This is a genomic window from Klebsiella sp. 141198 (genome assembly GCF_050600785.1).
GTDB classification, from domain to species: Bacteria; Pseudomonadota; Gammaproteobacteria; order Enterobacterales; family Enterobacteriaceae; genus Klebsiella; species Klebsiella aerogenes.
Genome location: NZ_JAQIRM010000005.1, coordinates 207,417 through 231,477 on the forward strand (window position 1 = coordinate 207,417; position 24,061 = coordinate 231,477).

The window sequence follows — 24,061 nt, forward strand, 5'->3', positions numbered from 1 at the left end:
GTGGCCGGGGTTTTGTTTTATCAGGAATCTCCCATACCGGAGGTAGCCCGGATAAGGCGCAGCGCGCCGCCATCCGGGATCGACTCAGGAGGCGACCGCTTCGCCTTCGTCGAGGCTTTTCTGGCGGTTGGAACGCTGGGTGAAATACGTTTTATCTTCCCAGCGCAGGCAGGTCAGGTCCCCTCCCCAGCAGCAGCCGGTATCCAGCGCGTAGATGCCTTCCGGGGTACCGCGGCCTTCCAGCGACGCCCAATGACCAAAGGCGATACTGTACTCGCGGGCAACCGGGCCCGGAATGGCAAACCATGGCTTAAGCGGGGCAGGCGCGTCTTCCGGCGCCTCTTTGCTGTACATATCCAACTGGCCGTTCGGGAAGCAATAGCGCATGCGGGTGAAGGCGTTGGTGATAAAGCGCAGGCGCGCCAGACCGCTGAGCTCGTTGCTCCAGTGGTTCGGCATATCGCCATACATCGCGTCGAGGAAGAACGGATAGGAGTCGCTCGCCAGCACGGCTTCGACATCGCGCGCGCACTGTTTGGCGGTTTCCAGATCCCACTGCGGCGTGATGCCGGCATGAGCCATCACCAGCTTTTTCTCTTCGTCGACCTGCATCAGCGGCTGGCGACGCAGCCAGTTGAGCAGTTCGTCAGCGTCCGGTGCTTCCAGCAGCGGCGTCAGACGGTCTTTGGGCTTGTTGCGGCTAATGCCGGCAAACACCGCCAGCAGATGCAGGTCATGGTTGCCCAGCACGATGCGCACGCTATCGCCGAGCGTTTTCACGAACCGCAGCACTTCCAGAGAGCCGGGGCCGCGCGCGACCAGGTCGCCGGTGAGCCACAGCGTGTCCGTATCAGGGTTAAACTCCACCTGCTCCAGCAATGCGATCAGTTCATCGTAGCAACCATGAACGTCGCCAATAAGGTATGTAGCCATTGTTTTAATGTATAAGCGTTGGAACTGCGAGACGGAAGACAGGGATCTCGATAGTGAACGGTACGCCGTTGCTATCAATCATCTCATAATGACCCTGCATGGTGCCCAGCGGCGTTTCGATAACCGCGCCGCTGGTGTATTGATACTCTTCGCCGGCAGGGATGTGCGGCTGTTCGCCGACGACCCCTTCACCCTGGACTTCCGTCTCGCGACCGTGTCCATTGGTGATAAGCCAGTAGCGGCCGAGAAGCTGAACCTGACTCCGCCCCAGGTTGCGAATGGTGACGGTGTAAGCGAAGACGTAGCGCTCTTCTTCCGGAGAAGATTGCGATTCGATATAGACGCTTTGCACCTGGACGCAAACACGAGGCGAATTAATCATGGTTAGCTCTCCTTCGAAGGCAGATTGTTGGATAACCAGTTGGCCATCTTACAGTACTGCTCTACAGAAATATTTTCCGCACGTACCGCCGGGTCGACGCCCAGCTCCGTCAGCACTTCAACGCTAAACAGATTGCCGAGACTATTGCGAATGGTCTTACGGCGCTGGTTGAAGGCTTCGGTAGTGATACGGCTCAGCACGCGGACATCCTTCACCGGGTACGGCATGGTGCGATGCGGCACCAGGCGCACGACGGCGGAATCCACTTTTGGCGGCGGCGTAAAGGCGGTCGGCGGGACTTCAAGTACCGGGATCACCTGGCAGTAGTACTGCGCCATTACGCTTAATCGACCATACGCTTTACTATTCGGCCCGGCAACCAGACGATTAACCACTTCCTTCTGCAGCATAAAGTGCATATCGGCAATGGCATCAGTATAGCTGAAGAGGTGGAACATCAGCGGCGTAGAGATGTTGTACGGCAGGTTGCCGAAGACGCGCAGCGGCTGGCCCATTTTCTCCGACAGTTCGCCGAAGTTCATGGTCATCGCATCCTGCTGGTAAATGGTCAGCTTAGGTCCGAGGAACGGATGGGTCTGCAGGCGGGCCGCCAGATCGCGGTCCAGCTCGATAACGGTTAACTGGTCGAGGCGTTCGCCGACCGGTTCGGTCAGCGCGGCGAGACCCGGGCCGATTTCGACCATCGCCTGGCCTTTCTGAGGATTGATGGCCGAAACAATGCTGTCGATCACGAACTGATCGTTGAGAAAGTTTTGCCCGAAGCGTTTACGGGCTAAATGGCCCTGATGGACTCGATTATTCATTGGGTATTAACAATCATTTTGATGGCGAGATTAAGCGCCGTGATAAAACTGCCGACGTCCGCTTTCCCCTGACCGGCTAATTCCAGCGCGGTACCGTGGTCAACGGAGGTACGAATAAAAGGTAAACCGAGCGTAATATTCACGCCGCGGCCAAAGCCCTGGTATTTTAGCACGGGCAGGCCCTGATCGTGGTACATCGCGAGTACCGCATCGGCATTATCGAGATATTTTGGCTGAAAAAGGGTATCCGCAGGCAGCGGACCGCTTAAATTCATGCCCTTCGCCCGCATCTCTTCGAGCACCGGAATAATGGTATCGATCTCTTCCGTCCCCATATGACCGCCTTCGCCGGCGTGGGGATTCAGGCCGCAAACCAGCACGTGCGGCTGAGCGATACCGAATTTATGCCGCAGATCGGCATCCAGAATGGTTATCACTTCACGCAGCAGCTCCGGCGTAATCGCCTCGCTTATCGCTTTTAACGGCAGGTGGGTGGTGGCCAGTGCGACCCGCAGTTCTTCGGTCGCCAGCATCATGACCACTTTGCTGGCGTGAGCGCGTTCTTCAAAGAACTCGGTATGGCCGGTGAAGGCAATACCGGCGTCATTGATGTTGCCTTTGTGCACCGGCCCGGTAATCAACGCGGCGAATTCACCCTTAAGGCAGCCATCGCAGGCGCGCGCCAGGGTTTCCACCACATAGCTGCCGTTAGCGACATTAAGCATACCCGGCTGTACCGGCGCGTTGAGGGCAACGGGAAGTAGCGTAAGCGTGCCCGCCCGCTGCGGCTGTGGAGGACGGGTTGGATCGTAAGGGAGGAGCGATAAAGGAAGACCGAGCTGGCGGGCTCGGTCAGTTAACAGGGCGCCATCGGCGCAAATAACCAGTTCAACCGGCCAGTCGCGCTGCGCAAGCTCGGCGACAAGATCGGGACCAATCCCTGCGGGTTCGCCGGGAGTGATAACAACACGTTGCATAGAAACGTTCCTTCGGGCCAGGAAGGCCCGGCTGCGCAGTCGACCCCAGCCGTAGCTGGGGCTACCGGTCTACCCTCCCGATACGCCTTTAAGGCGTGGAGAGGGGAGAGCTTTAGTTGCTCAGAATTTTGACGTAAGCGCTGGCGCGCTGTTCCTGCATCCAGGTGGCCGCTTCTTCAGAGAATTTACGGTTCATCAGCATGCGGTAAGCACGATCTTTCTGCGCGGCGTCGGTTCTGTCGACGTTGCGGGTATCCATCAGTTGGATCAGGTGCCAGCCGAAAGAGGAGTGAACCGGGCCGCTAGTCTGGCCTTTGTTGAGGCGCATCAGCGCATCGCGGAACGCGGGATCGAAGATATCCGGCGTCGCCCAGCCTAAGTCGCCGCCCTGATTGGCGGAACCCGGATCCTGGGAAAACTCTTTCGCCGCTTTATCGAAAGTGGTCTTACCGCTCTTAATGTCAGCCGCAATCTGTTCCAGCTTCGCCTGGGCCTGCGCGTCGTTCATGATCGGCGACGGCTTCAGCAGGATGTGGCGGGCATGGACTTCGGTGACGGAGATGTTCTGGCTGCCGCCGCGCATATCGTTAACTTTCAGGATATGGAAGCCGACGCCGGAACGAATCGGACCGACAACATCGCCTTTCTTCGCGGTGCTCAGCGCCTGAGCGAAGATACCCGGCAGCTCCTGAATACGGCCCCAACCCATCTGGCCGCCTTTCAGCGCCTGCTGGTCAGCGGAATAGGTGATAGCCAGTTTGCCGAAGTTAGCGCCGTTACGGGCTTGTTCAACGACGGACTTCGCCTGCTCTTCCGCAGCCGCAACCTGATCGGAGGTCGGATTTTCCGGCAGCGCGATCAGAATGTGGCTCAGGTTCAGCTCGGTGCTGGCATCGTTCTGATCGCCAATCTGCTTGGCCAGCGCTTCAACTTCCTGCGGCAGCACGGTGATGCGGCGGCGCACTTCGTTGTTACGCACTTCCGAAATCAGCATCTCTTTACGGATCTGATTACGGTAGGTGTTGTAGTTGATGCCTTCATAGGCCAGACGGCTACGCATCTGATCCATCGACATGTTGTTCTGTTTGGCGATGTTGGCAATGGCCTGGTCAAGCTGATCGTCGCTGACTTTCACGCCCATTTTCTGACCCATTTGCAGAACGATCTGGTCCATGATCAATCTTTCGAGGATCTGATGACGCAGGGTCGCGTCATCCGGCAGCTGCTGTCCCGCCTGACCAGCGTTGAGCTTCACCGACTGCATCAGACCATCGACGTCGCTTTCCAGAACAACGCCATTATTGACGACAGCCGCTACTTTATCGACCACCTGCGGGGCGGCGAAACTGGTATTCGCGATCATGGCGATACCGAGAAGCAGCGTTTTCCAGTTCTTCATACTTTTTCCATTTCAATTAACCGCAAATGCGGATTACGTTTTAAACCAGACGCCTTACAGCGAGCTCTGGTACGGCAAAATGTTCGAGCGCAGCATCTGCTGGGTGCCAAGACCATAGTTGGAGCTCAGACCACGCAGTTCGATGTTGATACCGAAGGTGTTGTCGTATTTGCTTTCGCCGCCGTTGTTGTTATCCCAGCCGTTGATCTTACGTTCGTAGCCAAGGCGGATAGCGTAGCAGCAAGAGTTATACTGTACCCCTAACATCTGGTTAGCCGCTTTTTTGGTATTGGTATCGAAGTAGTACGCGCCGACCACTGACCAACGATCGACAATCGGCCAGCTTGCGGTCATTCCCACCTGAGAAATACCCTCTTTATACTGCTGAGCGGTGGAATACGAAGGCAGCGTCGCCTGAATATATTCCGGACTCGCGTAACGGTAGTTCAGTTGCACTAAGCGGTTTTCGTCGCGGCGGTATTCAATGGTTCCGTTGCCGGTTGCGACGTTATCCAGACGCGTATCGTACTGGATCCCCCCGCGTAAACCCCAGTTATCGGTGATGCGCCAGTAAGTATCGCCGGCCCAGACCAGTGAACCCGTGGTGTCGTTATTCTCCCAGTTGATGTTGTCCGCACCGGTACGAGACTCGGTGAAATAGTAGATTTGACCAACGGAAATATTAAAACGTTCAACGGCCGCGTCATCATATACGCGAGATGTGACGCCGGTGGTGACCTGGTTGGCTGACGCGATACGGTCAAGGCCGCTGTAGGAGCGGTCGCGGAACAGGCCGCTATAGTCGGACTGCAGCAGGGTCGAGTCGTAGACGCCAATGTGGCTCTGGTCGCGATACGGGATATACAGATACTGCATGCGCGGTTCCAGGGTCTGGGTATAACCCTCCTGCATATCGCGTTCGAAGACCATTTTGCCGTCGATTTTGAACTGCGGCATCACGCGGTTAACCGAATCTTTGTAATCGGTACCGTTAGCGGTGTTGTACTGATCGAGGTTACTCTGCTGATAGTGGGTCGCCAGCAGCTTCGCCTCGGTATTGATGCTTCCCCAGCCGTTAGACAGCGGCAGGTTGATCGTCGGCTCCATGTGCAGGCGCGTCGCTTCCGGCATATCGCCGTTGGTGTTGACGAAGTGCACCGCCTGCGCATACAGATGAGTATCGAACGGACCGACGTCATTCTGGTAGGCGTTAATATCGAGCTGAGGCTCAGCAGCGTAGGAGTTGCTTGAGCTACGGTCGAAGACCTGGAACTGCTTGGTCGACACGGTGGCGTCAAAGTTCTGGTTAACGTAACCGGCGCTGAATTTCTGCGTCGCGTAGCCGTCGGTACTGGAACCGTACTTAGAGCTGAAGTCGTTAAAGTAATCCGGGTCGCTGACTTTGGTGTAGTCGGCGTTCAGACGCCACACCTGATCGATAACCGCGTTGTGGTTCCAGTAGAACATCCAGCGGCGGCTGTTGCTGTCGTTGGAGTGATCGTCTTCGTACACTTTATCGGAAGGCAGGTAATCGAATTCGAATAAACCTGCGCCCGCCTGGGTCAGATAGCGGAATTCGTTTTCCCACATTACGCCGCCACGTTTATTCATGTAGTGCGGCGTAATGGTGGCGTCGAAGTTCGGCGCGATATTCCAGTAATAGGGCAGCGAGAACTCAACGCCATTTTTAGTGCTGTATTTGGCGTTGGGGATCAGGAAGCCGGAGCGGCGCTTATCGCCGACAGGCAGCTGCAGATACGGGCTATAAAAAATAGGGACGGAACCCAGCTTAAAGCGCGCGTTCCAGATTTCGGCAACCTGCTCTTCGCGGTCATGGATAACTTCGCTGCCGACGACGCTCCAGGTATCAGAACCCGGCAGACAGGAGGTGAAGCTGCCGTTTTCCAGAATGGTATAGCGGTTTTCGCCGCGCTGCTTCATCAGGTCGGCGGTACCGCGCCCCTGACGGCCAACCATCTGATAGTCGCCTTTCCAGACGTTGGTATCTTTGGTGTTCAGGTTCGACCACGCCTTCGGCCCCTTCAGAATGACCTGGTTGTCGTCATAGTGAACGTTGCCAAGCGCATCAACGGTACGCACCGGCTGCGGTTGGCCCGCCGGCTGCTGCTGATGCAACTGCACCTCGTCGGCCTGCAGGCGACTATTCCCCTGATTAATATCAACGTTGCCGGTAAACACGGCATTATCAGGGTAGTTGCCTTTCGCATGATCGGCGTCAATCGTTACCGGTTGATCGTTAGGCTTTCCTTCAACGAGAGGACGATTATAGCTTGGCACGCCAAGCATACATTGCGTGGCGAGATCGGCGGCCATGCCCTGTTGGCTATACAAGGCGCTGGCGATCATGGTGGCCAGGAGGCTGGGGATACGTTTTTTCATACGTTTTATTTGTTGTTCCGTCATCTTGTGGCAGCGGCTTGCAAACGGTCAGAGCCTAACGTACTCATCTTAATCGCGCTAGTCTTAATCCGCTCGTTTCGTTTCTGAGCGTTAGGCACCGTGTAGAATGGCGAGTATGATAAAGCAAATTATAGGCGATGTCCCACATGACCGTGGCGTCAACGCTTGGTAACGTGCGGTCATATATAGCTTAACTGGTAGCACAAAGATTGGGGAGTCTATGCAGTATTTGGGTAAAGTGATTGGTGTCGCGGTTGCATTATTGATGGGCGGCGGCTTCTGGGGCGTGGTGCTTGGCTTTTTAGTCGGGCATATGTTTGACCGGGCCCGTAGCCGTCGACTGAATTTATTTGCCAACCAGCAGGAACGGCAGTCGCTGTTCTTTTCCACCACGTTTGAAGTGATGGGACATTTGACCAAATCGAAAGGGCGCGTGACGGAAGCCGATATTCATGTGGCGAATGTGCTGATGGATCGTATGAACCTGCACGGCGAGTCGCGCACCGCGGCGCAGCAGGCATTTCGCGCCGGAAAGGCCGATAATTACCCGCTGCGCGAGAAAATGCGCCAGCTGCGAAGCGTCTGTTTCGGTCGCTTCGATTTAATTAGGATGTTTCTGGAAATTCAGCTGCAGGCAGCCTTCGCCGACGGCGAATTACATCCCAATGAACGCGAAGTGTTGTTTGTTATCGCCGACGAGCTTGGTATCTCGCGTGCGCAGTTTGAGCAGTTCCTGCGCATGATGCAGGGCGGCGCGCAGTTCGGCGGCGGCTCGCAGCAGCAATCCTATGGTCAGCGCGGCGGCAATGGCGGCTGGCAGCAGGCACAGCGCGGCCCGACGCTTGAAGACGCTTGTAATGTTCTCGGCGTCAAGCCGACCGATGATGCTACAACCGTCAAGCGCGCTTACCGTAAACTAATGAGCGAACATCACCCGGACAAGCTGGTGGCCAAAGGGCTGCCGCCGGAGATGATGGAAATGGCGAAACAGAAAGCGCAGGAAATCCAGAAAGCCTGGGAGCTTATCAAAGAGCAGCGCGGCTTCTGAATCCCGTAAGGCTTCTCCTTCATGGAGAAGCCTTAGTTCGCGCCCTGCGCGCGGCGATACATCCGCCGCGGGTGGCCAATTTTTCCGTACAGCATTTCCACTTCCAGAAAACTCACTTCCACGCAGTGCTCGAGATAACGACGGGCGGTGGTCTTGCTCAGTCCGGTTTCGCTGACCACTTCGTCCACTGAAAAGCAGTGCGTTTCGCGGCCATGAAATAAATTCTGCACCAGCGCCAGGGTCTTTTCCTCGATGCCTTTGCTGCCGTTATCGGCGCGAAAATTTTTAGCCTGCAGCTGATACAGGGAATCAACGTTTTGCTGATCGACGATTTTCCATTCCCGCTGCTGGTCGTAAAACTGAATAAAGCGCTCCAGCGACTGGCTCAGGCGTTTCCACGAAACCGGTTTGAGAATGTAGTCGAAGGCGCCGTTGCGTATCGCCTGGCTGCAGGTTTCCATATCGCTGGCGGCGGTGATGAAAATGACCGAACAATTGGCGTTGGCCAGAATCGGGTCGGTCATCAGCGTGACGCCTTTGCCGTCCGGCAGATAATTATCCAGCAGGACCAGCTGCGGCGGCCTGGCGTTGAGCATCTGCCGCGCCTGAGAAAGCGAGGCGGCCATCCCCGCCAGCCGCATGCGCGGGTGTTTTTGAATGAGCTCGGCGTGCAGGCGGGCCAGCTCGTTTTCATCTTCGATGATCAGCACATCGACCAGGTCATGATGCATCGTTGGTCTCCGGTTGCGGATGGGCTGGCGGGTCAGCGGGAATAAACAGGGTAAATATCGTTCCGCGCGGCGCGTTATCGGCGACTTCAATCGTGCCGCCAGCCTGAGTCACATAATGTTCAATAAGATACAGACCAATACCGTGATCGCCACGGGTTTTTGTCGTCACCCCGCGCTCAAAAATACGCTCGCGAATATCCGGGCGGATACCGACACCGCGGTCGGCCACCTCAATCATCAGCTCGCGGGCGTTGAGTTGAATCAGTACCTCGACCGGTTCGTGCGGCAGTTCGGCGCGTTGCGTGGCTTCAATGGCGTTATCCAGCAGATTGCCGATGATTGAGATAAGTTCCGACTCCATCAGCGACGACAGCGGGCGATCGATACGACAGGCCGGATCAAAGCTCAGTTCAACGCCTTTTTCATAGGCGCGAGTGGCTTTACCCAGCAGCAGGCCGCACAGCGTCGGCGAACGAAATCGCGAGGAGATGAAGTCCAGTAGCTCCTGGGCATGCTCCGATTGCGCCTGTATATAGCGAATAGCTTCGTCGTAGTGGCCCATATGCAGCAGGCCGGAGAGCGTGGTCATGCGGTTGAGCTGTTCGTGGCGCATAATGCGCAGGTTATCGACATAGCGTTTCACCTGGCTGAGCTGAGCGGTGAGGGCGTTGATTTCATCGCGGTCGCGGAAAGTGATCACCCAGCCCTGTAGCGAGTTTTCCAGCATGATGCGCACCCGGCTGGCGAGTACCGTCAGCTGGTTAAAGCGACACAGTTCATCGTGCGTATCGTTCGCCAGCATCGCGCTGCTGGCGAAAAACGGCTGCGGGGCGATCACGCTATCAATCGATTTGCCGCGCAGCAGATGCGCGGGCTGCTTAAGCCCCAGCAGGCTGCGGGCGGCGTGGTTAATCACTTCAATCCGTCGCTGGCTGTCGATAACGATAACCCCTTCGAAAATCGATTCCATCATCGCTTTTTGCTGGCGTACCAGCAGGCCAATTTCGCGCGGCTCCAGCGAAAAAATCTGCTTTTTAATGCTGCGGGTAAAATACCAGGAGAAGATAAACAGGGCGATCAGCAACAGGATGGCGGCGACAAAAATATTCACCACCTTTTGCACGGTGATGCTATCGAGATAGCTGGTCAGATAGCCAACGGAGACAATGCCGATCACCCGCCCGTTGTCATCGACAATGGGCGTTTTACTGCGAAGTGAGACGCCCAAACCGCCTTTACGGATGGTGGTGATAGTTTTGCCTTCCAGCACCGCCTGGTTATCGCCACCCACTAAGCGCGTGCCGACCCATTCCGGGTGTACGGAATGAAACAGGTGTACGCCTTTATCATCGCCGATGACGATAAAGCTGGCGTCACTGTGGGCGGCGATTTGCTTCATGAAGGCGCCGATAGCCTGCGGATCGTGCAGGCTGACCTGCTGGCGCAGATTGGGCATCAGCGCAATCTCTTCGGCCTGAATTTTCGCCCTGGCGCTCATTTCCTGATACAGCTGGCGGCTGGCGTCAAGATAATAATAAACGCCAAGCAGAGCGAATAAGATGGAGAAAAAGGCCACCAGGGAGATGAACAGCTTAAATTGAAATGAAACTTTCATAGTTATGCGCACAGTATTTGAGATGCGGTAACGATATCGTCAGCGGCCAGAAGGACAATTTATCTACTGGCGCCTATTTATAAAGGGTAATTATCCGGTTAATAAAAAAACCATAAAAACCACGCTAAGAAATTAGATATATATCACTAGAGTCAATAGAAACCATAAAAACCATAACGACCATTAAAACTTCTTTTTTAATCTGCCCCCTCTCACATTAACCGCGCGCCCGGCCCTCTACCCTGAACAGGAATAATAACTACAGGGCTGAATTTATGAGCACCACAGACAACGCATTCTCTGCAACCCTTGAACCTATTAACAAACCGAAAGCCTCGTTGAAGCAGCGCTGGTGGCACGTGATGGATAGCTGGAAAGTGGGGATTATCCCGCTGCCGCTATTTTTGCTGGCCGGTGGTCTTATCGCGCTGGATTGCCTTGGCGGCAAGCTGCCGAGCGATATCGTGGTGATGGTGGCGACGCTGGCCTTCTTCGGTTTCGCCTGCGGCGAGTTCGGCAAGCGCCTGCCGGTACTCGGCAAGCTTGGCGCGGCGGCGATTTGCGCCACCTTTATTCCTTCCGCGCTGGTCCATTACGGCCTGCTGCCGGATGTGGTGGTTGAATCCACCACCAAATTCTATAAATCGACCAATATTCTTTATCTCTACATCTGCTGCATTATCGTTGGCAGCATTATGAGCATGAACCGCACCACGCTGATTCAGGGGTTCCTGAAGATCTTCCTGCCGATGCTGTGCGGCGAGGTCGTCGGTATGTTGGTCGGCGTGGGAGTTGGCAGCCTGTTGGGGATGGATCCGTTCCAGGTCTTCTTCTTTATCGTGCTGCCGATTATGGCCGGCGGCGTGGGCGAAGGGGCGATCCCGCTGTCGATTGGCTATGCGGCGCTGATGCATATGGATCAGGGCGTTGCGCTGGGACGCGTGCTGCCGATGGTGATGCTGGGCAGCCTGACGGCGATCGTCATTGCCGGCTGTTTGAACCAGCTCGGTAAGCGCTTCCCACATTTGACCGGCGAAGGCCAGCTAATGCCTAACCGCAGTAATGAAACCCGCAGCCTGAGCGAAAGCGAAGGATTTGGCGGTAAAACGGATGTGGCGACGCTGGCCTCCGGCGCGCTGCTGGCGGTGCTGCTGTATATGATGGGCATGCTGGGACACAAATTGATTGGCCTGCCGGCGCCGGTTGGCATGCTGTTCCTCGCGGTGCTACTGAAGCTGGCGAATGTGGTTTCGCCGCGCCTGCAGGAGGGCTCGCAGGTGGTGTATAAATTCTTCCGCACCGCGGTGACTTATCCGATTCTGTTTGCCGTCGGCGTGGCGATTACCCCGTGGCAGGAGCTGGTAAACGCCTTCACGCTGACCAACCTGCTGGTCATTGTCTGCACCGTGTCGGCGTTGGTGGCCACCGGGTTCTTTGTCGGCAAGAAAATGGGGATGCATCCGGTCGACGTGGCGATTGTCTCCTGTTGCCAGAGCGGGCAGGGCGGCACCGGCGACGTCGCTATTCTGACTTCCGGCAACCGTATGAACCTGATGCCGTTTGCTCAGATAGCCACCCGTATCGGCGGCGCGATTAATGTGTCGTTAGGGCTGCTGTTCTTAAGTCATTTCTTATCGTGATTTAGTTCTGCGCTAATAGCAAAAACTGCCATTTCCCTCCGCAGGACGAAGAAAATTTCTTTGTCCTGCGTCCTAAATTCTGTGCAATTAGCGATACAATAGGCGGCGTTATCCGCGATAGCGACGGCAGCTCCGAGCTGCCTTTTTGATCATTAAAGGAGAGGAAAGAATGTCAGTGCATACTCCCGCCCGGGCGGGCGTCAGCATGGAAAATCTGCTGGCGGCGAAAGAGCAGCGCGCAGCCCGTCAACAAGACTGGCTCAACCATTATCAACAACCGGTCATTTCTCTCACCCTGGTAACGCCAGGGGCGGTAAAAGACAGTATTCGCTATCGCAATATGATGGGTGTTGCGCTGCAGGCCTGTGACCAACTTCTGTGGCAGCAGCGCTGGAAAACGCTCGACCGCCAGGTGTTGTGGCTGCCTACCGGCCCGGAAGCGATGTGGTGCGTTGAGCACTCCGCGGAAGAGATCAAAGCGCGATGCAGCGAACTGGAACAGAATCATCCGCTGGGTCGCCTGTGGGATATCGATGTCATTTGTCCGCAAGCGGGGCTGATTAGCCGCCAGGCACAGGGCGAATCGATGCGCCGCTGCCTGCTGTGCGATGAGCCGGCCCACGCTTGCGCGCGCAGCCGTCGTCACGACACCGAGCTGGTGGTCGCTCGCGTCGAGCAGATGATTGATGCGTGGTTCGCCCGCGATTAATCGCGTTTGCGTTAGAGATTTCCCCGGCGGCGAAGCGCAACCGGGGGCGTCCGGATAACGACTTAAAAGTCGATCGGCGCGCGGAAGGTCATCGCGTTGCCGTAAGCGGGATGGGTGATGGTTAACGTTTCGGCGTGCAGTAGCAGGCGCGGGGCCATCGCCAGCGCCTCCGGCGTGGCGTAAAAGCGGTCGCCGAGGATCGGATGCCCTAACGCCAGCATATGCACCCGAAGCTGATGCGAGCGCCCGGTAATCGGCTTCAGGCGCACGCGGGCGGTGTTGTCCTCCGCGTACTCCAGCACCTCATACTCGGTTTGCGCCGCTTTGCCGGTTTCATAACACACCTTCTGCTTTGGCCGGTTCGGCCAGTCGCAAATCAGCGGTAAATCCACCAAACCTTCCGCAGGCTGCGGATGGCCCCAGACGCGGGCGACGTACTGCTTCTTCGGCTCGCGCTCCCGGAACTGACGTTTCAGTTCACGCTCGGCGGCCTTATTCAGCGCCACCACAATCACGCCGCTGGTGGCCATATCCAGGCGATGCACCGATTCGGCCTGCGGGAAATCGCGCTGGATACGCGTCATCACGCTATCCTTATGCTCCTCCAGCCTGCCGGGCACGGACAACAAGCCGCTCGGCTTGTTGACCACCATAATGTGCTCATCCTGATACAGAATCACCAGCCAGGGATCCTGCGGCGGATTGTAGTTTTCCATCGCCATTTTCGCGTTCCGTTACTGGTGAGTGACGACGATCAGACGCAGCGCGTCCAGACGCCATCCTGCCTGCGCCAGCGCATCCATCACCTGCTGGCGGTTGCTTTCGATCGCCGCCAGTTCGTCGTCACGGATGTTCGGGTTCACCGCTTTCAGTGCTTCGAGACGCGACAGTTCCGCCGTCAGTTTATCATCGGCTTCGTTACGCGCCGCGTCGATCAGCGCCTGCGCCGCTTTGGCTATCTGCGCTTCGCCCTGTTGCAGAATCGCGTGAACGTCCTGCTGCACCGCATTGACCAGCTTGCTGCCAGTGTGGCGATTGACCGCGCTCAGCTGGCGGTTGAAGCTTTCGAACTCCACCTGCGCGGCGAGGTTGTTGCCGTTTTTATCCAGCAGCATGCGAACCGGGGTCGCCGGCAGGAAGCGGTTAAGCTGTAATTGCTTCGGCGCCTGCGCTTCGACGACGTAGATTAGCTCCAGCAGCAGCGTGCCGACCGGCAGGGCCTTGTTCTTCAGCAGAGAAATGGTGCTGCTGCCGGTATCGCCGGAGAGGATCAGATCCAGACCGTTGCGAATCAGCGGGTGTTCCCAGGTGATGAACTGCGCGTCTTCACGCGACAGCGCCACGTCACGCTCGAAGGTGATGGTGCAGCCATCTTCCGGCAGGCCCGGGAAATCCGGCACCAGCATATGATCGGATGGAGTCAGGACGATCAGGTTTTCGCCGCGGTCATCCTGGTTGATGCCGACGATATCGAACAGGTTCATCGAGAAGGCGATCAGGCTGGTATCGTCATCCTGCTCTTCGATGCTCTCCGCCAGGGCCTGCGCTTTTTCGCCGCCGTTGGAGTGGATCTCCAGCAGACGGTCGCGGCCCTGTTCCAGCTGCGCTTTCAGCGCTTCATGCTGCTGGCGGCAGGATTTGATCAGATCGTCAAAACCATCGGTGGATTCCGGCGCGGCAAGGTAGTTAATCAGGTCGTCGTGAACGCTATCGTAGACGGTACGACCGGTCGGGCAGGTATGTTCGAAGGCGTCGAGCCCTTCGTGATACCAGCGCACCAGCACCGACTGCGCGGTTTTTTCCAGATACGGCACGTGGATCTGGATATCGTGCGCCTGGCCGATACGGTCGAGACGGCCAATACGCTGCTCCAGCAGATCCGGGTTAAACGGCAGATCGAACATCACCAGGTTGCTGGCGAACTGGAAGTTACGCCCTTCGGAGCCGATTTCGGAACACAGCAACACCTGCGCGCCGGTGTCTTCTTCGGCAAACCACGCCGCGGCGCGGTCGCGTTCGATAATCGACATCCCTTCATGGAATACCGCGGCGCGAATACCTTCGCGCTCGCGCAGTACCTGCTCCAGCTGCAGCGCGGTGGCGGCCTTGGCGCAAATCACCAGCACCTTCTGCGAACGGTGGCTGGTCAGGTAACCCATCAGCCACTCGACGCGCGGATCGAAGTTCCACCAAGTGCCGGTATCGCCTTCAAACTCCTGATAGATCTGCTCCGGATAGAGCATGTCGCGCGCGCGCTCTTCCGCGGTTTTGCGCGCGCCCATGATGCCGGAGACCTTGATGGCCGTCTGGTACTGGGTCGGCAGCGGCAGGCGAATAGTGTGCAGCTCGCGTTTCGGGAAACCTTTCACGCCGTTACGGGTGTTACGGAACAGTACGCGGCTGGTGCCGTGGCGGTCCATCAGCATCGAAACCAGCTCCTGGCGCGCGGCCTGAGCATCTTCACGATCGCTGTTGGCGGCCTGCAGCAGCGGCTCGATGTCCTGTTCGCCGATCAGATCGCCAAGGGTGTTGAGTTCATTATCGTTCAGCTTGTTGCCTGCCAGCAGCAGGGCGACGGCGTCGGCGACCGGGCGATAGTTTTGCTGTTCTTCAACAAACTGTTCAAAATCGTGGAAGCGGTTTGGATCCAGCAGACGCAGGCGCGCAAAGTGGCTCTCCATGCCCAGCTGTTCCGGCGTCGCGGTCAGCAACAGAATGCCCGGCACGCGTTCGGCCAGCTGTTCAATAGCCTGATATTCACGGCTCGGCGCCTCTTCGCTCCACACCAGGTGGTGCGCTTCATCGACCACCATCAGGTCCCACTCGGCGTCGCACAGGTGCTCCAGGCGTTGCTTGCTGCGGCGCACGAAGTCTAAGGAACAGATAACCAGCTGTTCGGTTTCGAACGGGTTGTAGGCGTCGTGCTGCGCTTCGGCATAGCGTTCGTCGTCAAACAGCGAGAAACGCAGGTTGAAGCGGCGCAGCATTTCCACCAGCCACTGGTGCTGGAGGGTTTCCGGGACCACGATCAGCACGCGCTCGGCGGCGCCGGAGAGCAGCTGCTGGTGCAGGATCATCCCGGCTTCGATGGTTTTACCTAAGCCCACTTCATCGGCCAGCAGAACGCGCGGCGCGTGACGACGGCCTACGTCGTGGGCGATGTTCAACTGATGCGGGATCAGGCTGGTGCGCTGGCCGCGCAGGCCGCTCCACGGCATGCGGTACTGTTCGCTCTGGAACTTACGCGCGCGGTAGCGCAGGGCAAAGCGGTCCATTCGGTCGATTTGCCCTGCGAACAGGCGGTCCTGCGGCTTGCTGAAGGCCAGCTTGCTGTCGAGCAGGACTTCGCGCAGGGTAACATTTTCTTCTTGCGTATCCAGGCGGGTGCCGGTGTAGGACAGCAGCCCGTTTTCTTCATTTACTTCGTCAACGTGGAGCTGCCAGCCTTCGTGGCTGGTAATGGTATCGCCCGGGTTAAACATTACGCGGGTGATCGGGGAATCGTTGCGAGAGTACAGACGGTTTTCGCCGATGGCGGGGAAAAGGAGAGTGACCATGCGCGCATCCAGCGCTACCACTGTCCCTAGTCCTAGTTCGCTCTCTGTATCGCTAATCCAGCGTTGACCAAGTGTAAAAGGCATATGTGTTCGGCTCTTTGTTCTTTAATTGCAGGCAATAGTGCATCCTCAGCATAGTTACGCTGAGGAATCAAAATTGGGTCCAGGAATGGAAAGGGCGCTATGGTACTGGATGCCGCGGTGTTAGTCACCTGTCAAAATAGCCCCAGTTGCCCTGTCACTATTGTAGCAAAGTCGTCGTTGACGAAGGGAAGGATTCCTTCCGCCACCGGCTGCAATTGCTTTGACAGATAGTGATCGTAATCGAGCGGCGACTGCTGGTAATCCACCGGCTCCGGGCCGCCGGTAGTCCAGACGTATTTAATGGTGCCGCGCTGCTGATACTGCTGCGCCCGCCCAAGCTTCACGTTGTGTTCATCGGCAAGCCTCGCGGCGCGCACGTGCGGCGGCACGTTGCGTTGATACTCCGCCAGCGGTCGGCGCAGGCGCTTGCGATAAACCAGCTGCTCATCGAGCTCGCCGTTCATCAGCCTGGCGATAGTCTCCCGAACATAATCCTGATACGGCTGATGGCGGAAGATGCGCAGGTACAGCTCCTGTTGAAACTGCTGGGCCAGCGGCGTCCAGTCGGTGCGTACCGTCTCCAGCCCCTTGAACACCATGCGCTGGGCATCGCCTTCCTGAATCATCCCGGCATAACGCTTTTTACTGCCGGTATCGGCGCCGCGGATCGTCGGCATTAAAAAGCGGCAAAAATGGGTTTCATACTCCAGCTCCAGCGCGCTGGTCAGCTGGCTTTTGCTCAGTTCCTGCGCCCACCAGTCGTTGACATAGGCAACCAGTTTGCGGCCGATTTCCGCCGCCTGCGCTTCGCTATGCGGGCGCTTGAGCCAGACGAAGGTGGAGTCGGTATCGCCGTAGATAACGTCATAGCCCTGGGCTTCAATCAGCGCTTTGGTCTGGCGCATGATCGCGTGGCCGCGCATGGTGATCGACGACGCCAGCCGTGGATCGAAAAAGCGGCAGGCGCTGGTCCCCAGCACGCCGTAAAAGGCGTTCATGATGATCTTCAGCGCCTGCGACAGCGGCTTATTGTGCTGACGCTTGGCTTCATCGCGGCCGTGCCAGATCTGCCCGACGATGCCTGGCAGGCAGTGCTTTTCGCGCGAGAAGCGGGCGCCGAGAAACCCTTCGGTGCTGTGGCGATCATCGGGCTGCGCCAGTCCCTCAACCAGGCCGACTGGGTCGATTAAAAAGGTGCGGATGATCGACGGATACAGGCTTTTGTAGTCCAGCACCAGCACTGAGTCATACAGGCCGGGGCGGGAGTCCATGACGTAGCCGCCGGGACTGGCCTGCGGGGGAACTTCGCCGAGAATCGGCGCCACGTAGCCCAGCCGGTGCATGCGCGGGAAATAGAGATGGCTGAAGGCGGCGACCGATCCGCCGTGGCGATCGGCGGGCAGACCGTTGACCGTCGCCCGTTCGAGCAGAAACGGCATGATCTCCGTTTTGTGGAAGATCCGCGTCACCAGCTCGCAATCCTGTAGGTTATAGGTCGCCAGCGCCGGTTTATCTTCATGGAAGCGGCGATCGATTTCGTCCATCCGATCCCACGGATTGTCGATAGCTTTGCCTTCGCCCAGCAGCTCACGGGCGACGGCCTCGAGTGAAAATGAGGAGAAGTTCCAGAACGCCGATTTTAGCGCTTCGATGCCGTCGATAATCAGCCGGCCGTTGGCCTGGGCGAAAAAGACGCCGTTCTTAAAACCGTGCTCGCGCCACTCCAGCTCGCTATTGCCGCGGCCGAGCAGCAGCGGGATGCGGTAGCGCTCGGCGTGTTTTTGCAGGACCCGCAGATCGAACTGCACCACATTCCAGCCGATCAGCACGTCGGGATCGTGTTCGGCAAACCAGGCGTTGAGCTTTTCCAGCAGCAGCGGGCGGCTGGCGACATAGACCAGGCTGAAGCCCACATCCGGCGGCGTGGCGGGCTCGGGGCCTAACATGTAGACCATCCGCTGGCCGCAGCCTTCCAGGCCGATGCAGTAGAGCTCGCCGTGGCGGCTGGTTTCGATATCCAGCGAGACCCATTTCAGCGGCGGGCGGTAATCCGGATTAGGTTTCATGCGCGCGTTAACCAGCTGCGAACCGCGCGTTTCGCCTTCTACCCACACCGGGGCGGTGATAAAGCGCTCCATCAGGTAGCGCTCCGGCGGGCGGATATCGCCTTCGTAAACGGTGACGCCGTTTTCACGCAGCTTTTTTTCCAGCCGCATCAGCTGGCGATGCGCGCGGCAGTACAGGCCGAAAACCGGCTGGCGGTGGAAATCTTTTAGCGCAAGCGGGGCCAGACGGTAGCCGTTTTCACCCTGCAACAGGCTTTCAGCCTGCCGCCGCTGCGTTTCGGGGATAAACGCCACGGATTCCTGCGGCGGCAGCGTGACCTGCAGCGGGCCGTTATCGGTCGCCAGCCAGAAGGCCAGTTCCGTTCCCTGCGGGGTATCCCGCCAGTGACGGGTGAGTAAAAATCCTGCTTGCGGCTGCGTCACGCGTGCTCTCAACGATAAAAAACCAGGCCTGATTATAGCCTGGTTTCATGATGGGTGCTGGGGTTTTATACAGGGGTGATTACTGGCCGTAGTAGGCTTTGGCCCCGTGTTTACGCAGATAGTGCTTATCGAGCAGCGTCTGCTGCATATCCGGCAGTTGCGGCGCCAGCTGGCGGCAGAAAATTCCCATATAGGCGATCTCCTCCAGCACGATGGCATTGTGTACCGCGTCTTCGGCGTTTTTACCCCAGGCGAACGGGCCGTGGGAATGCACCAGCACGCCGGGCATTTGCGCCGGGTCGATGCCCTGCTGACGGAAGGTTTCGACAATCACATTGCCGGTTTCCCACTCATATTCGCCGTTGATCTCCGCATCGGTCATCAACCGGGTGCAGGGGACCGGGCCATAAAAATAGTCTGCGTGGGTAGTGCCGGTTGCCGGAATAGATTGCCCGGCCTGCGCCCAGATGGTGGCGTGGCGCGAATGGGTATGCACAATCCCCCCAAGCGACGGAAACGCCTGGTATAGCAGGCGATGGGTCGGCGTATCGGAAGAGGGCTTCTTGTTGCCTTCCACCACTTCACCGGTCTCCAGACTGACGACGACCATGTCGTCAGCGGTCATCAGGCCGTAATCCACGCCGGAGGGTTTAATAACCAATACCCCTTTGTCACGATCGACGGCGCTGACGTTACCCCAGGTTAAGGTCACCAGATTATGCTGCGGTAGCGCTAAGTTGGCCTCCAGCACCTGGCGTTTGAGATCTTCTAACATCTTGTTCTCCCTGCCCGATGAGCGGATTGTCATCGGGCGTTCTGCTTGTGCGCTTAGCGTTTTGAACCGTAATAGACTTCATTCCAGCGCAGCGCGTCTTTGAACGACGGCAGGCGGGTATCGTTGTCGATGACGGCCAGCTCAATATCCTGCAGCTCGGCAAACTGGCGCATATCGTCGAGGGTTAGCGCATGGCTGAAGACGGTATGGTGCGCGCCGCCGGCGATGATCCAGGCTTCCGACGCGGTGCGCAGATCCGGCTGCGCCTGCCACAGCGCGTTGGCCACCGGCAGCTTCGGCAGATCGTGCGGCGTCGCGACGGTTTCGATGGTGTTGACCAGCAGGCGGAAGCGATCGCCTAAATCAATCAGGCTGGCGACGATCGCCGGGCCGGTTTGGGTGTTGAAGATCAGACGGGCCGGATCGGCCTTACCGCCAATTCCCAGCGGCTGGACGTCGAGGATCGGTTTCTCGGCGGTAGCGATAGTCGGGCACACTTCCAGCATGTGCGAGCCCAGCACCAGATCGTTGCCGTTGTCGAAGTGATAGGTGTAATCCTCCATAAAGGAGGTGCCGCCCTGCAGACCGGTCGACATCACTTTCATGATGCGTAGCAGAGCGGCGGTTTTCCAGTCACCTTCGCCGGCAAAGCCGTAGCCCTGCTGCATCAGGCGCTGTACGGCGAGACCCGGCAGCTGTTTCAGGCCGTGAAGGTCTTCAAAGGTGGTGGTAAAGGCGTGGAAACCGCCTTGTTCAAGGAAGCGTTTCATCCCCAGTTCGATGCGCGCGGCGTCCAGCACATTCTGGCGCTTATCGCCGTGCACCTGCGCTGCTGGCGTCAGGCGGTAGCTGCTTTCGTATTCATCGACCAGCGCGTTGATATCGCCGTCGCTGATGCTATTCACCACCTGCACCAGATCGCCTACCGCCCAGGTGTTGACCGAGAAGCCGAACTTAATCTGCGCCGCCACTTTATCACCGTCGGTTACCGCCACTTCTCGCATGTTATCGCCGAAGCGGCACACTTTCAGATGACGGGTATCCTGCTTCGAAACCGCCTGGCGCATCCAAGCGCCGATGCGCTGGTGCGCTTCTTTATCCTGCCAGTGGCCGGTGACGACGCTGTGCTGCTGGCGCATGCGCGCGCCGATAAAGCCGAATTCGCGGCCGCCGTGCGCGGTCTGGTTAAGGTTCATAAAGTCCATATCAATGCTGTCCCACGGCAGGGAGGCGTTGAATTGGGTATGGAATTGCAGCAGCGGCTTGTTGAGGAGCGTCAGGCCGTTGATCCACATTTTCGCCGGTGAGAAGGTGTGCAACCAGACCACTAATCCGGCGCATTTATCATCGTAGTTGGCGTCGCGGCAAATATGCGTGATTTCATCCGGCGTGGTGCCGAGTGGTTTCAGCACCAGCTTGCACGGCAGTTTTGCTTCCGCATTCAGGCTATTCACCACATGTTCGGCATGTTTCGTTACCTGGCGCAGGGTCTCCTGGCCATACAGGTGCTGGCTGCCAATTACGAACCATACTTCATAGTTATCAAAAATCGTCATTTTCGTATCCTTAATGGGTGAGCGCTGCCGGAGATTGCGGGGCGTTTTCCGCCTTTGCAGCCGAAGGGAGATAGTGTTGTTCCGCGCTAGCCGACCACTGCTGGTAGCGCTGATACAGTTGTTCGAAACGCTGCGCCTGTTGCGCGCGCGGCTGCAGGGTGTTTTCCACTTCGCTTGCCATGTTGCGCTGCGCGGCGGGGATATCCGGATAGACGCCCGCGGCGACGGCGGCGAAGATGGCGGCGCCCAACGCGCAGCACTGATCGGAGGCGACAATCTGCAGCGGACGGTTCAGGACGTCGCAGCAGGCCTGCATGATGACCTGGTTCTTGCGCGCGATGCCGCCGAGCGCCATCACGTTATTCACCGGAATGCCCTGCTCGGTGAAGCACTCCATAATGGCGCGAGCGCCGAAGGCGGTGGCGGCAATCAATCCGCCGAACAATGCCGGGGCGTCGGTGGCCAGATTTAAATCGGTAATAACGCCTTTCAGCCGCTGGTTGGCGTTCGGCGTGCGGCGGCCGTTGAACCAGTCCAGCACCACCGGCAGGTGATCGAGGGACGGATTATTGGCCCAGGCTTCGGTGAGCGCCGGCAGCAGCTGTTTTTGACTGGCTTTGATAGGCTCGCGCAATTCAGGATGCTGTTGGGCAAGCTGTTCCAGCGGCCAGCCGAGAATGCGGCCAAACCAGGCATAGATATCGCCGAATGCCGACTGACCGGCCTCCATACCGATGAAATCCGGCACCACGCTGCCGTCCACCTGGCCGCAGATACCTTTTACCGTGCGGTTGCCCACGCTCTGTTTATCGGCGATCAGAATGTCGCAGGTGGAGGTGCCGATCACTTTAACCAATGCGTTAGGCTGCGCGCCGGCGCCGACCGCGCCCATATGGCAATCGAAGGCGCCGCCGGAAATGACCACCGTCTCCGGCAGGCCGAGGCGCTGCGCCCATTCGGCGGTCAGATTGCCGACGGGGAGATCCGCAGTCCAGGTGTCGCGGAACAGCGGCCAGGCAAGGTGGCGGTTAATAATCGGGTCGAGTTCGTCGAAGAAGCTGGCGGGCGGCAGTCCGCCCCAGCTCTCGTGCCACAACGATTTGTGTCCGGCGCTACAGCGACCGCGGCGGATATCCTGCGGACGGGTGGTGCCGGAAAGCAGGGCGGGCACCCAGTCACAAAGCTCAATCCACGACGCCGCGGCCTGCGCGACGGCGCTATCTTCGCGCGTGACGTGGAGGATCTTGGCCCAGAACCATTCGCTGGAGTAGATGCCGCCGATATAGCGCGAGTAATCTTCTTTACCCGGCGTGTGGCACAGGCGGGTGATGGCCTCCGCCTCTTCCACCGCGGTATGATCTTTCCACAGCACGAACATGGCGTTCGGGTTGTCAGCGAACTCTTCGCGCAGCGCCAGCACGTTTCCATCAGCATCAATCGGCGCTGGGGTTGAGCCGGTGCTGTCGACGCCGATACCGACCACCGTCGCCCGTTGTTCAGCGCTTAATGCCGCCAGTACGCTTTTCAGCGCCGATTCCATGGATTCAATGTAATCGCGCGGGTGATGGCGGAAGCGGTTATTCGGCCCATCGCAGAACAGCCCTTCCTGCCAGCGTGGATACCACTCTACGCTCGCGGCCAGTTCCGCGCCGGTAGCGCATTCCACCGCCAGCGCGCGTACTGAGTCACTACCAAAATCGAGGCCAATCGCAATTGCCATCTTGTTACTCCATGCTGAAATCATTCATGCAGCAACAGTAGATATCCCCGGATAAATCCGTCAGGCCGTATTCGCTAATCTTATGGACTATATTGCTGTCACCACGCAAAGTGTGACGCCGTGCAAATATTCGATGTGGACTTTCCTGCCGTATTTATAGACACTTTTGTTATGCGCTGGATCAACGCGAAATGCGTGCTGGTAGCGCTTTTTTCGCTCGCCGTGCGGGTTTTTGTCTAAATTCCCACCGGTATCGCAGTCGCAACGGCGCGGATGGCGATAAAATGATGAATATGGACAATTGGTGTCAAAAATACCTCGTGGAGAACGACGCTTATGGCCGAAACGCAAAACGATCCGCTGCTTCCGGGCTATTCCTTTAACGCCCATCTGGTCACCGGCCTGACGCCGATTGAGGCGCAGGGATATCTCGATTTCTTTATCGACCGTCCGCTGGGCATGAAAGGCTATATTCTCAACCTGACGATCCGCGGCGAGGGGGTGATTAACAACCACGGCGAACAGTTCGTTTGTCGCCCCGGCGATATGCTGCTGTTTCCGCCGGGGGAGATTCATCACTATGGCCGCCATCCCGACGCCAGCGAGTGGTATCACCAGTGGGTCTATTTCCGCCCACGCGCCTACTGGCATGAATGGCTCAACTGGCCGACGATCTTCGCCCATACCGGTTTCTTCCGCCCGGATGAACAATGGCAGGCGCGGTTTGGCGAACTATTCGGGCAGATTGTCGATGCCGGGCAGGGGGCGGGGCGTTATTCCGAACTGCTGGCGATTAACCTGCTGGAACAGCTGCTACTGCGGCGCATGGAGGCGATTAACGAATCGCTGCATCCGCCGCTGGATAACCGGGTGCGCGACGCCTGCCAGTACATCAGCGACCATCTGGCGGACAGCCATTTCGATATCGCCAGCGTCGCCCAGCACGTCTGTTTGTCACCTTCTCGTTTGTCGCATCTGTTTCGCCAGCAGTTGGGGATAAGCGTACTTGGCTGGCGGGAAGATCAGCGAATTAGCCAGGCCAAACTGCTGTTGAGTACTACCCGGATGCCGATTGCCAGCGTCGGCCGCAACGTTGGCTTCGAAGATCAGCTCTATTTCTCGCGGGTCTTTAAAAAATGCACCGGCGCCAGCCCCAGTGAATTCCGCGCAGGATGTGAATAAAAAGTAAAGAAAGTGAAAT

Annotated in this window: 18 protein-coding genes; 4 read left to right on the top strand and 14 right to left on the bottom strand. The window is 57.8% G+C overall.

Translation table 11 applies throughout. The annotated features are described in order from the left end of the window. Nucleotides 1-84: 84 nt before the first annotated feature. The 6 genes from apaH to lptD form a co-directional block, all read right to left on the bottom strand. Nucleotides 85-933: a bis(5'-nucleosyl)-tetraphosphatase (symmetrical) ApaH gene (apaH, locus tag PGR10_RS18730; protein ID WP_015368293.1), complete on the bottom strand. Its 849-nt coding sequence runs from the start codon at nucleotides 931-933 to the stop codon at nucleotides 85-87. Nucleotides 934-937: 4 nt separating this feature from the next. Continuing rightward, on the bottom strand, nucleotides 938-1,315 hold the full coding sequence (gene apaG, locus PGR10_RS18735) for a Co2+/Mg2+ efflux protein ApaG (RefSeq protein WP_087860914.1): 378 nt from the start codon (nucleotides 1,313-1,315) through the stop codon (nucleotides 938-940). Nucleotides 1,316-1,317: 2 nt separating this feature from the next. Beyond that, nucleotides 1,318-2,139: a 16S rRNA (adenine(1518)-N(6)/adenine(1519)-N(6))-dimethyltransferase RsmA gene (rsmA, locus tag PGR10_RS18740; protein WP_015368291.1), complete on the bottom strand. Its 822-nt coding sequence runs from the start codon at nucleotides 2,137-2,139 to the stop codon at nucleotides 1,318-1,320. Then, entirely contained in the window at nucleotides 2,136-3,116 is a 981-nt protein-coding gene (pdxA, locus tag PGR10_RS18745; protein WP_113374396.1) for a 4-hydroxythreonine-4-phosphate dehydrogenase PdxA, read from the bottom strand. The genes rsmA and pdxA overlap by 4 nt, the downstream gene beginning before the upstream one ends. Nucleotides 3,117-3,228: 112 nt before the next feature. Beyond that, entirely contained in the window at nucleotides 3,229-4,515 is a 1,287-nt protein-coding gene (surA, locus tag PGR10_RS18750; protein WP_045397288.1) for a peptidylprolyl isomerase SurA, read from the bottom strand. A 54-nt stretch (nucleotides 4,516-4,569) separates the two neighbouring features. Continuing rightward, a complete protein-coding gene (lptD, locus tag PGR10_RS18755; protein WP_032713339.1) occupies nucleotides 4,570-6,915 on the bottom strand; it encodes an LPS assembly protein LptD in 2,346 nt (781 codons plus the stop codon). A gap of 241 nt (nucleotides 6,916-7,156) precedes the next feature. Between lptD and djlA the strand changes: the two genes are divergently transcribed. Then, complete coding sequence (gene djlA / locus PGR10_RS18760; RefSeq protein WP_015704375.1) at nucleotides 7,157-7,984, top strand: co-chaperone DjlA; 828 nt, start codon at nucleotides 7,157-7,159, stop codon at nucleotides 7,982-7,984. A 32-nt stretch (nucleotides 7,985-8,016) separates the two neighbouring features. Here the strand turns inward: djlA and PGR10_RS18765 are convergent, their stop codons facing one another. Next, complete coding sequence (locus PGR10_RS18765) at nucleotides 8,017-8,715, bottom strand: response regulator (protein ID WP_045397296.1); 699 nt, start codon at nucleotides 8,713-8,715, stop codon at nucleotides 8,017-8,019. Beyond that, nucleotides 8,705-10,330 carry an ATP-binding protein gene (locus PGR10_RS18770; RefSeq protein WP_213317247.1) on the bottom strand — a complete coding sequence of 542 codons (1,626 nt, stop codon included), beginning with the start codon at nucleotides 10,328-10,330 and terminating at the stop codon, nucleotides 8,705-8,707. The genes PGR10_RS18765 and PGR10_RS18770 overlap by 11 nt, the downstream gene beginning before the upstream one ends. A gap of 275 nt (nucleotides 10,331-10,605) precedes the next feature. On the opposite strand from PGR10_RS18770, the gene PGR10_RS18775 reads away from it, so the two are divergent. Both PGR10_RS18775 and citX read left to right on the top strand, forming a co-directional pair. Further along, the gene (locus tag PGR10_RS18775; RefSeq protein ID WP_015368284.1) at nucleotides 10,606-11,970 is read left to right on the top strand and encodes a 2-hydroxycarboxylate transporter family protein; all 1,365 of its coding nucleotides are present in this window, start codon (nucleotides 10,606-10,608) and stop codon (nucleotides 11,968-11,970) included. 169 nt (nucleotides 11,971-12,139) lie between these two features. Continuing rightward, nucleotides 12,140-12,679 (top strand): citrate lyase holo-[acyl-carrier protein] synthase, encoded by a 540-nt coding sequence (gene citX / locus PGR10_RS18780; RefSeq protein ID WP_430923928.1) that lies wholly within the window; start codon nucleotides 12,140-12,142, stop codon nucleotides 12,677-12,679. Between the two features lie 62 nt (nucleotides 12,680-12,741). Here citX and rluA read toward each other — a convergent pair whose 3' ends face one another. From rluA to araB, 6 genes are all read right to left on the bottom strand, one after another. After that, nucleotides 12,742-13,401 carry a bifunctional tRNA pseudouridine(32) synthase/23S rRNA pseudouridine(746) synthase RluA gene (gene rluA / locus PGR10_RS18785; protein WP_002888348.1) on the bottom strand — a complete coding sequence of 220 codons (660 nt, stop codon included), beginning with the start codon at nucleotides 13,399-13,401 and terminating at the stop codon, nucleotides 12,742-12,744. A gap of 12 nt (nucleotides 13,402-13,413) precedes the next feature. Beyond that, nucleotides 13,414-16,320 carry an RNA polymerase-associated protein RapA gene (rapA, locus tag PGR10_RS18790; RefSeq protein WP_087860909.1) on the bottom strand — a complete coding sequence of 969 codons (2,907 nt, stop codon included), beginning with the start codon at nucleotides 16,318-16,320 and terminating at the stop codon, nucleotides 13,414-13,416. Nucleotides 16,321-16,451: 131 nt separating this feature from the next. Next, the gene (gene polB / locus PGR10_RS18795) at nucleotides 16,452-18,809 is read right to left on the bottom strand and encodes a DNA polymerase II (RefSeq protein ID WP_430923929.1); all 2,358 of its coding nucleotides are present in this window, start codon (nucleotides 18,807-18,809) and stop codon (nucleotides 16,452-16,454) included. A gap of 79 nt (nucleotides 18,810-18,888) precedes the next feature. Then, nucleotides 18,889-19,584, bottom strand: coding sequence for an L-ribulose-5-phosphate 4-epimerase (araD, locus tag PGR10_RS18800; RefSeq protein WP_045376414.1), 696 nt, complete (start codon nucleotides 19,582-19,584; stop codon nucleotides 18,889-18,891). Nucleotides 19,585-19,637: 53 nt separating this feature from the next. Next, on the bottom strand, nucleotides 19,638-21,140 hold the full coding sequence (araA, locus tag PGR10_RS18805; protein WP_047037966.1) for an L-arabinose isomerase: 1,503 nt from the start codon (nucleotides 21,138-21,140) through the stop codon (nucleotides 19,638-19,640). 10 nt (nucleotides 21,141-21,150) lie between these two features. Next, nucleotides 21,151-22,860 (bottom strand): ribulokinase, encoded by a 1,710-nt coding sequence (gene araB, locus PGR10_RS18810; protein WP_113374403.1) that lies wholly within the window; start codon nucleotides 22,858-22,860, stop codon nucleotides 21,151-21,153. A 336-nt stretch (nucleotides 22,861-23,196) separates the two neighbouring features. On the opposite strand from araB, the gene araC reads away from it, so the two are divergent. Further along, nucleotides 23,197-24,042 (top strand): arabinose operon transcriptional regulator AraC, encoded by an 846-nt coding sequence (gene araC / locus PGR10_RS18815; RefSeq protein WP_015368277.1) that lies wholly within the window; start codon nucleotides 23,197-23,199, stop codon nucleotides 24,040-24,042. Nucleotides 24,043-24,061: the final 19 nt, after the last annotated feature.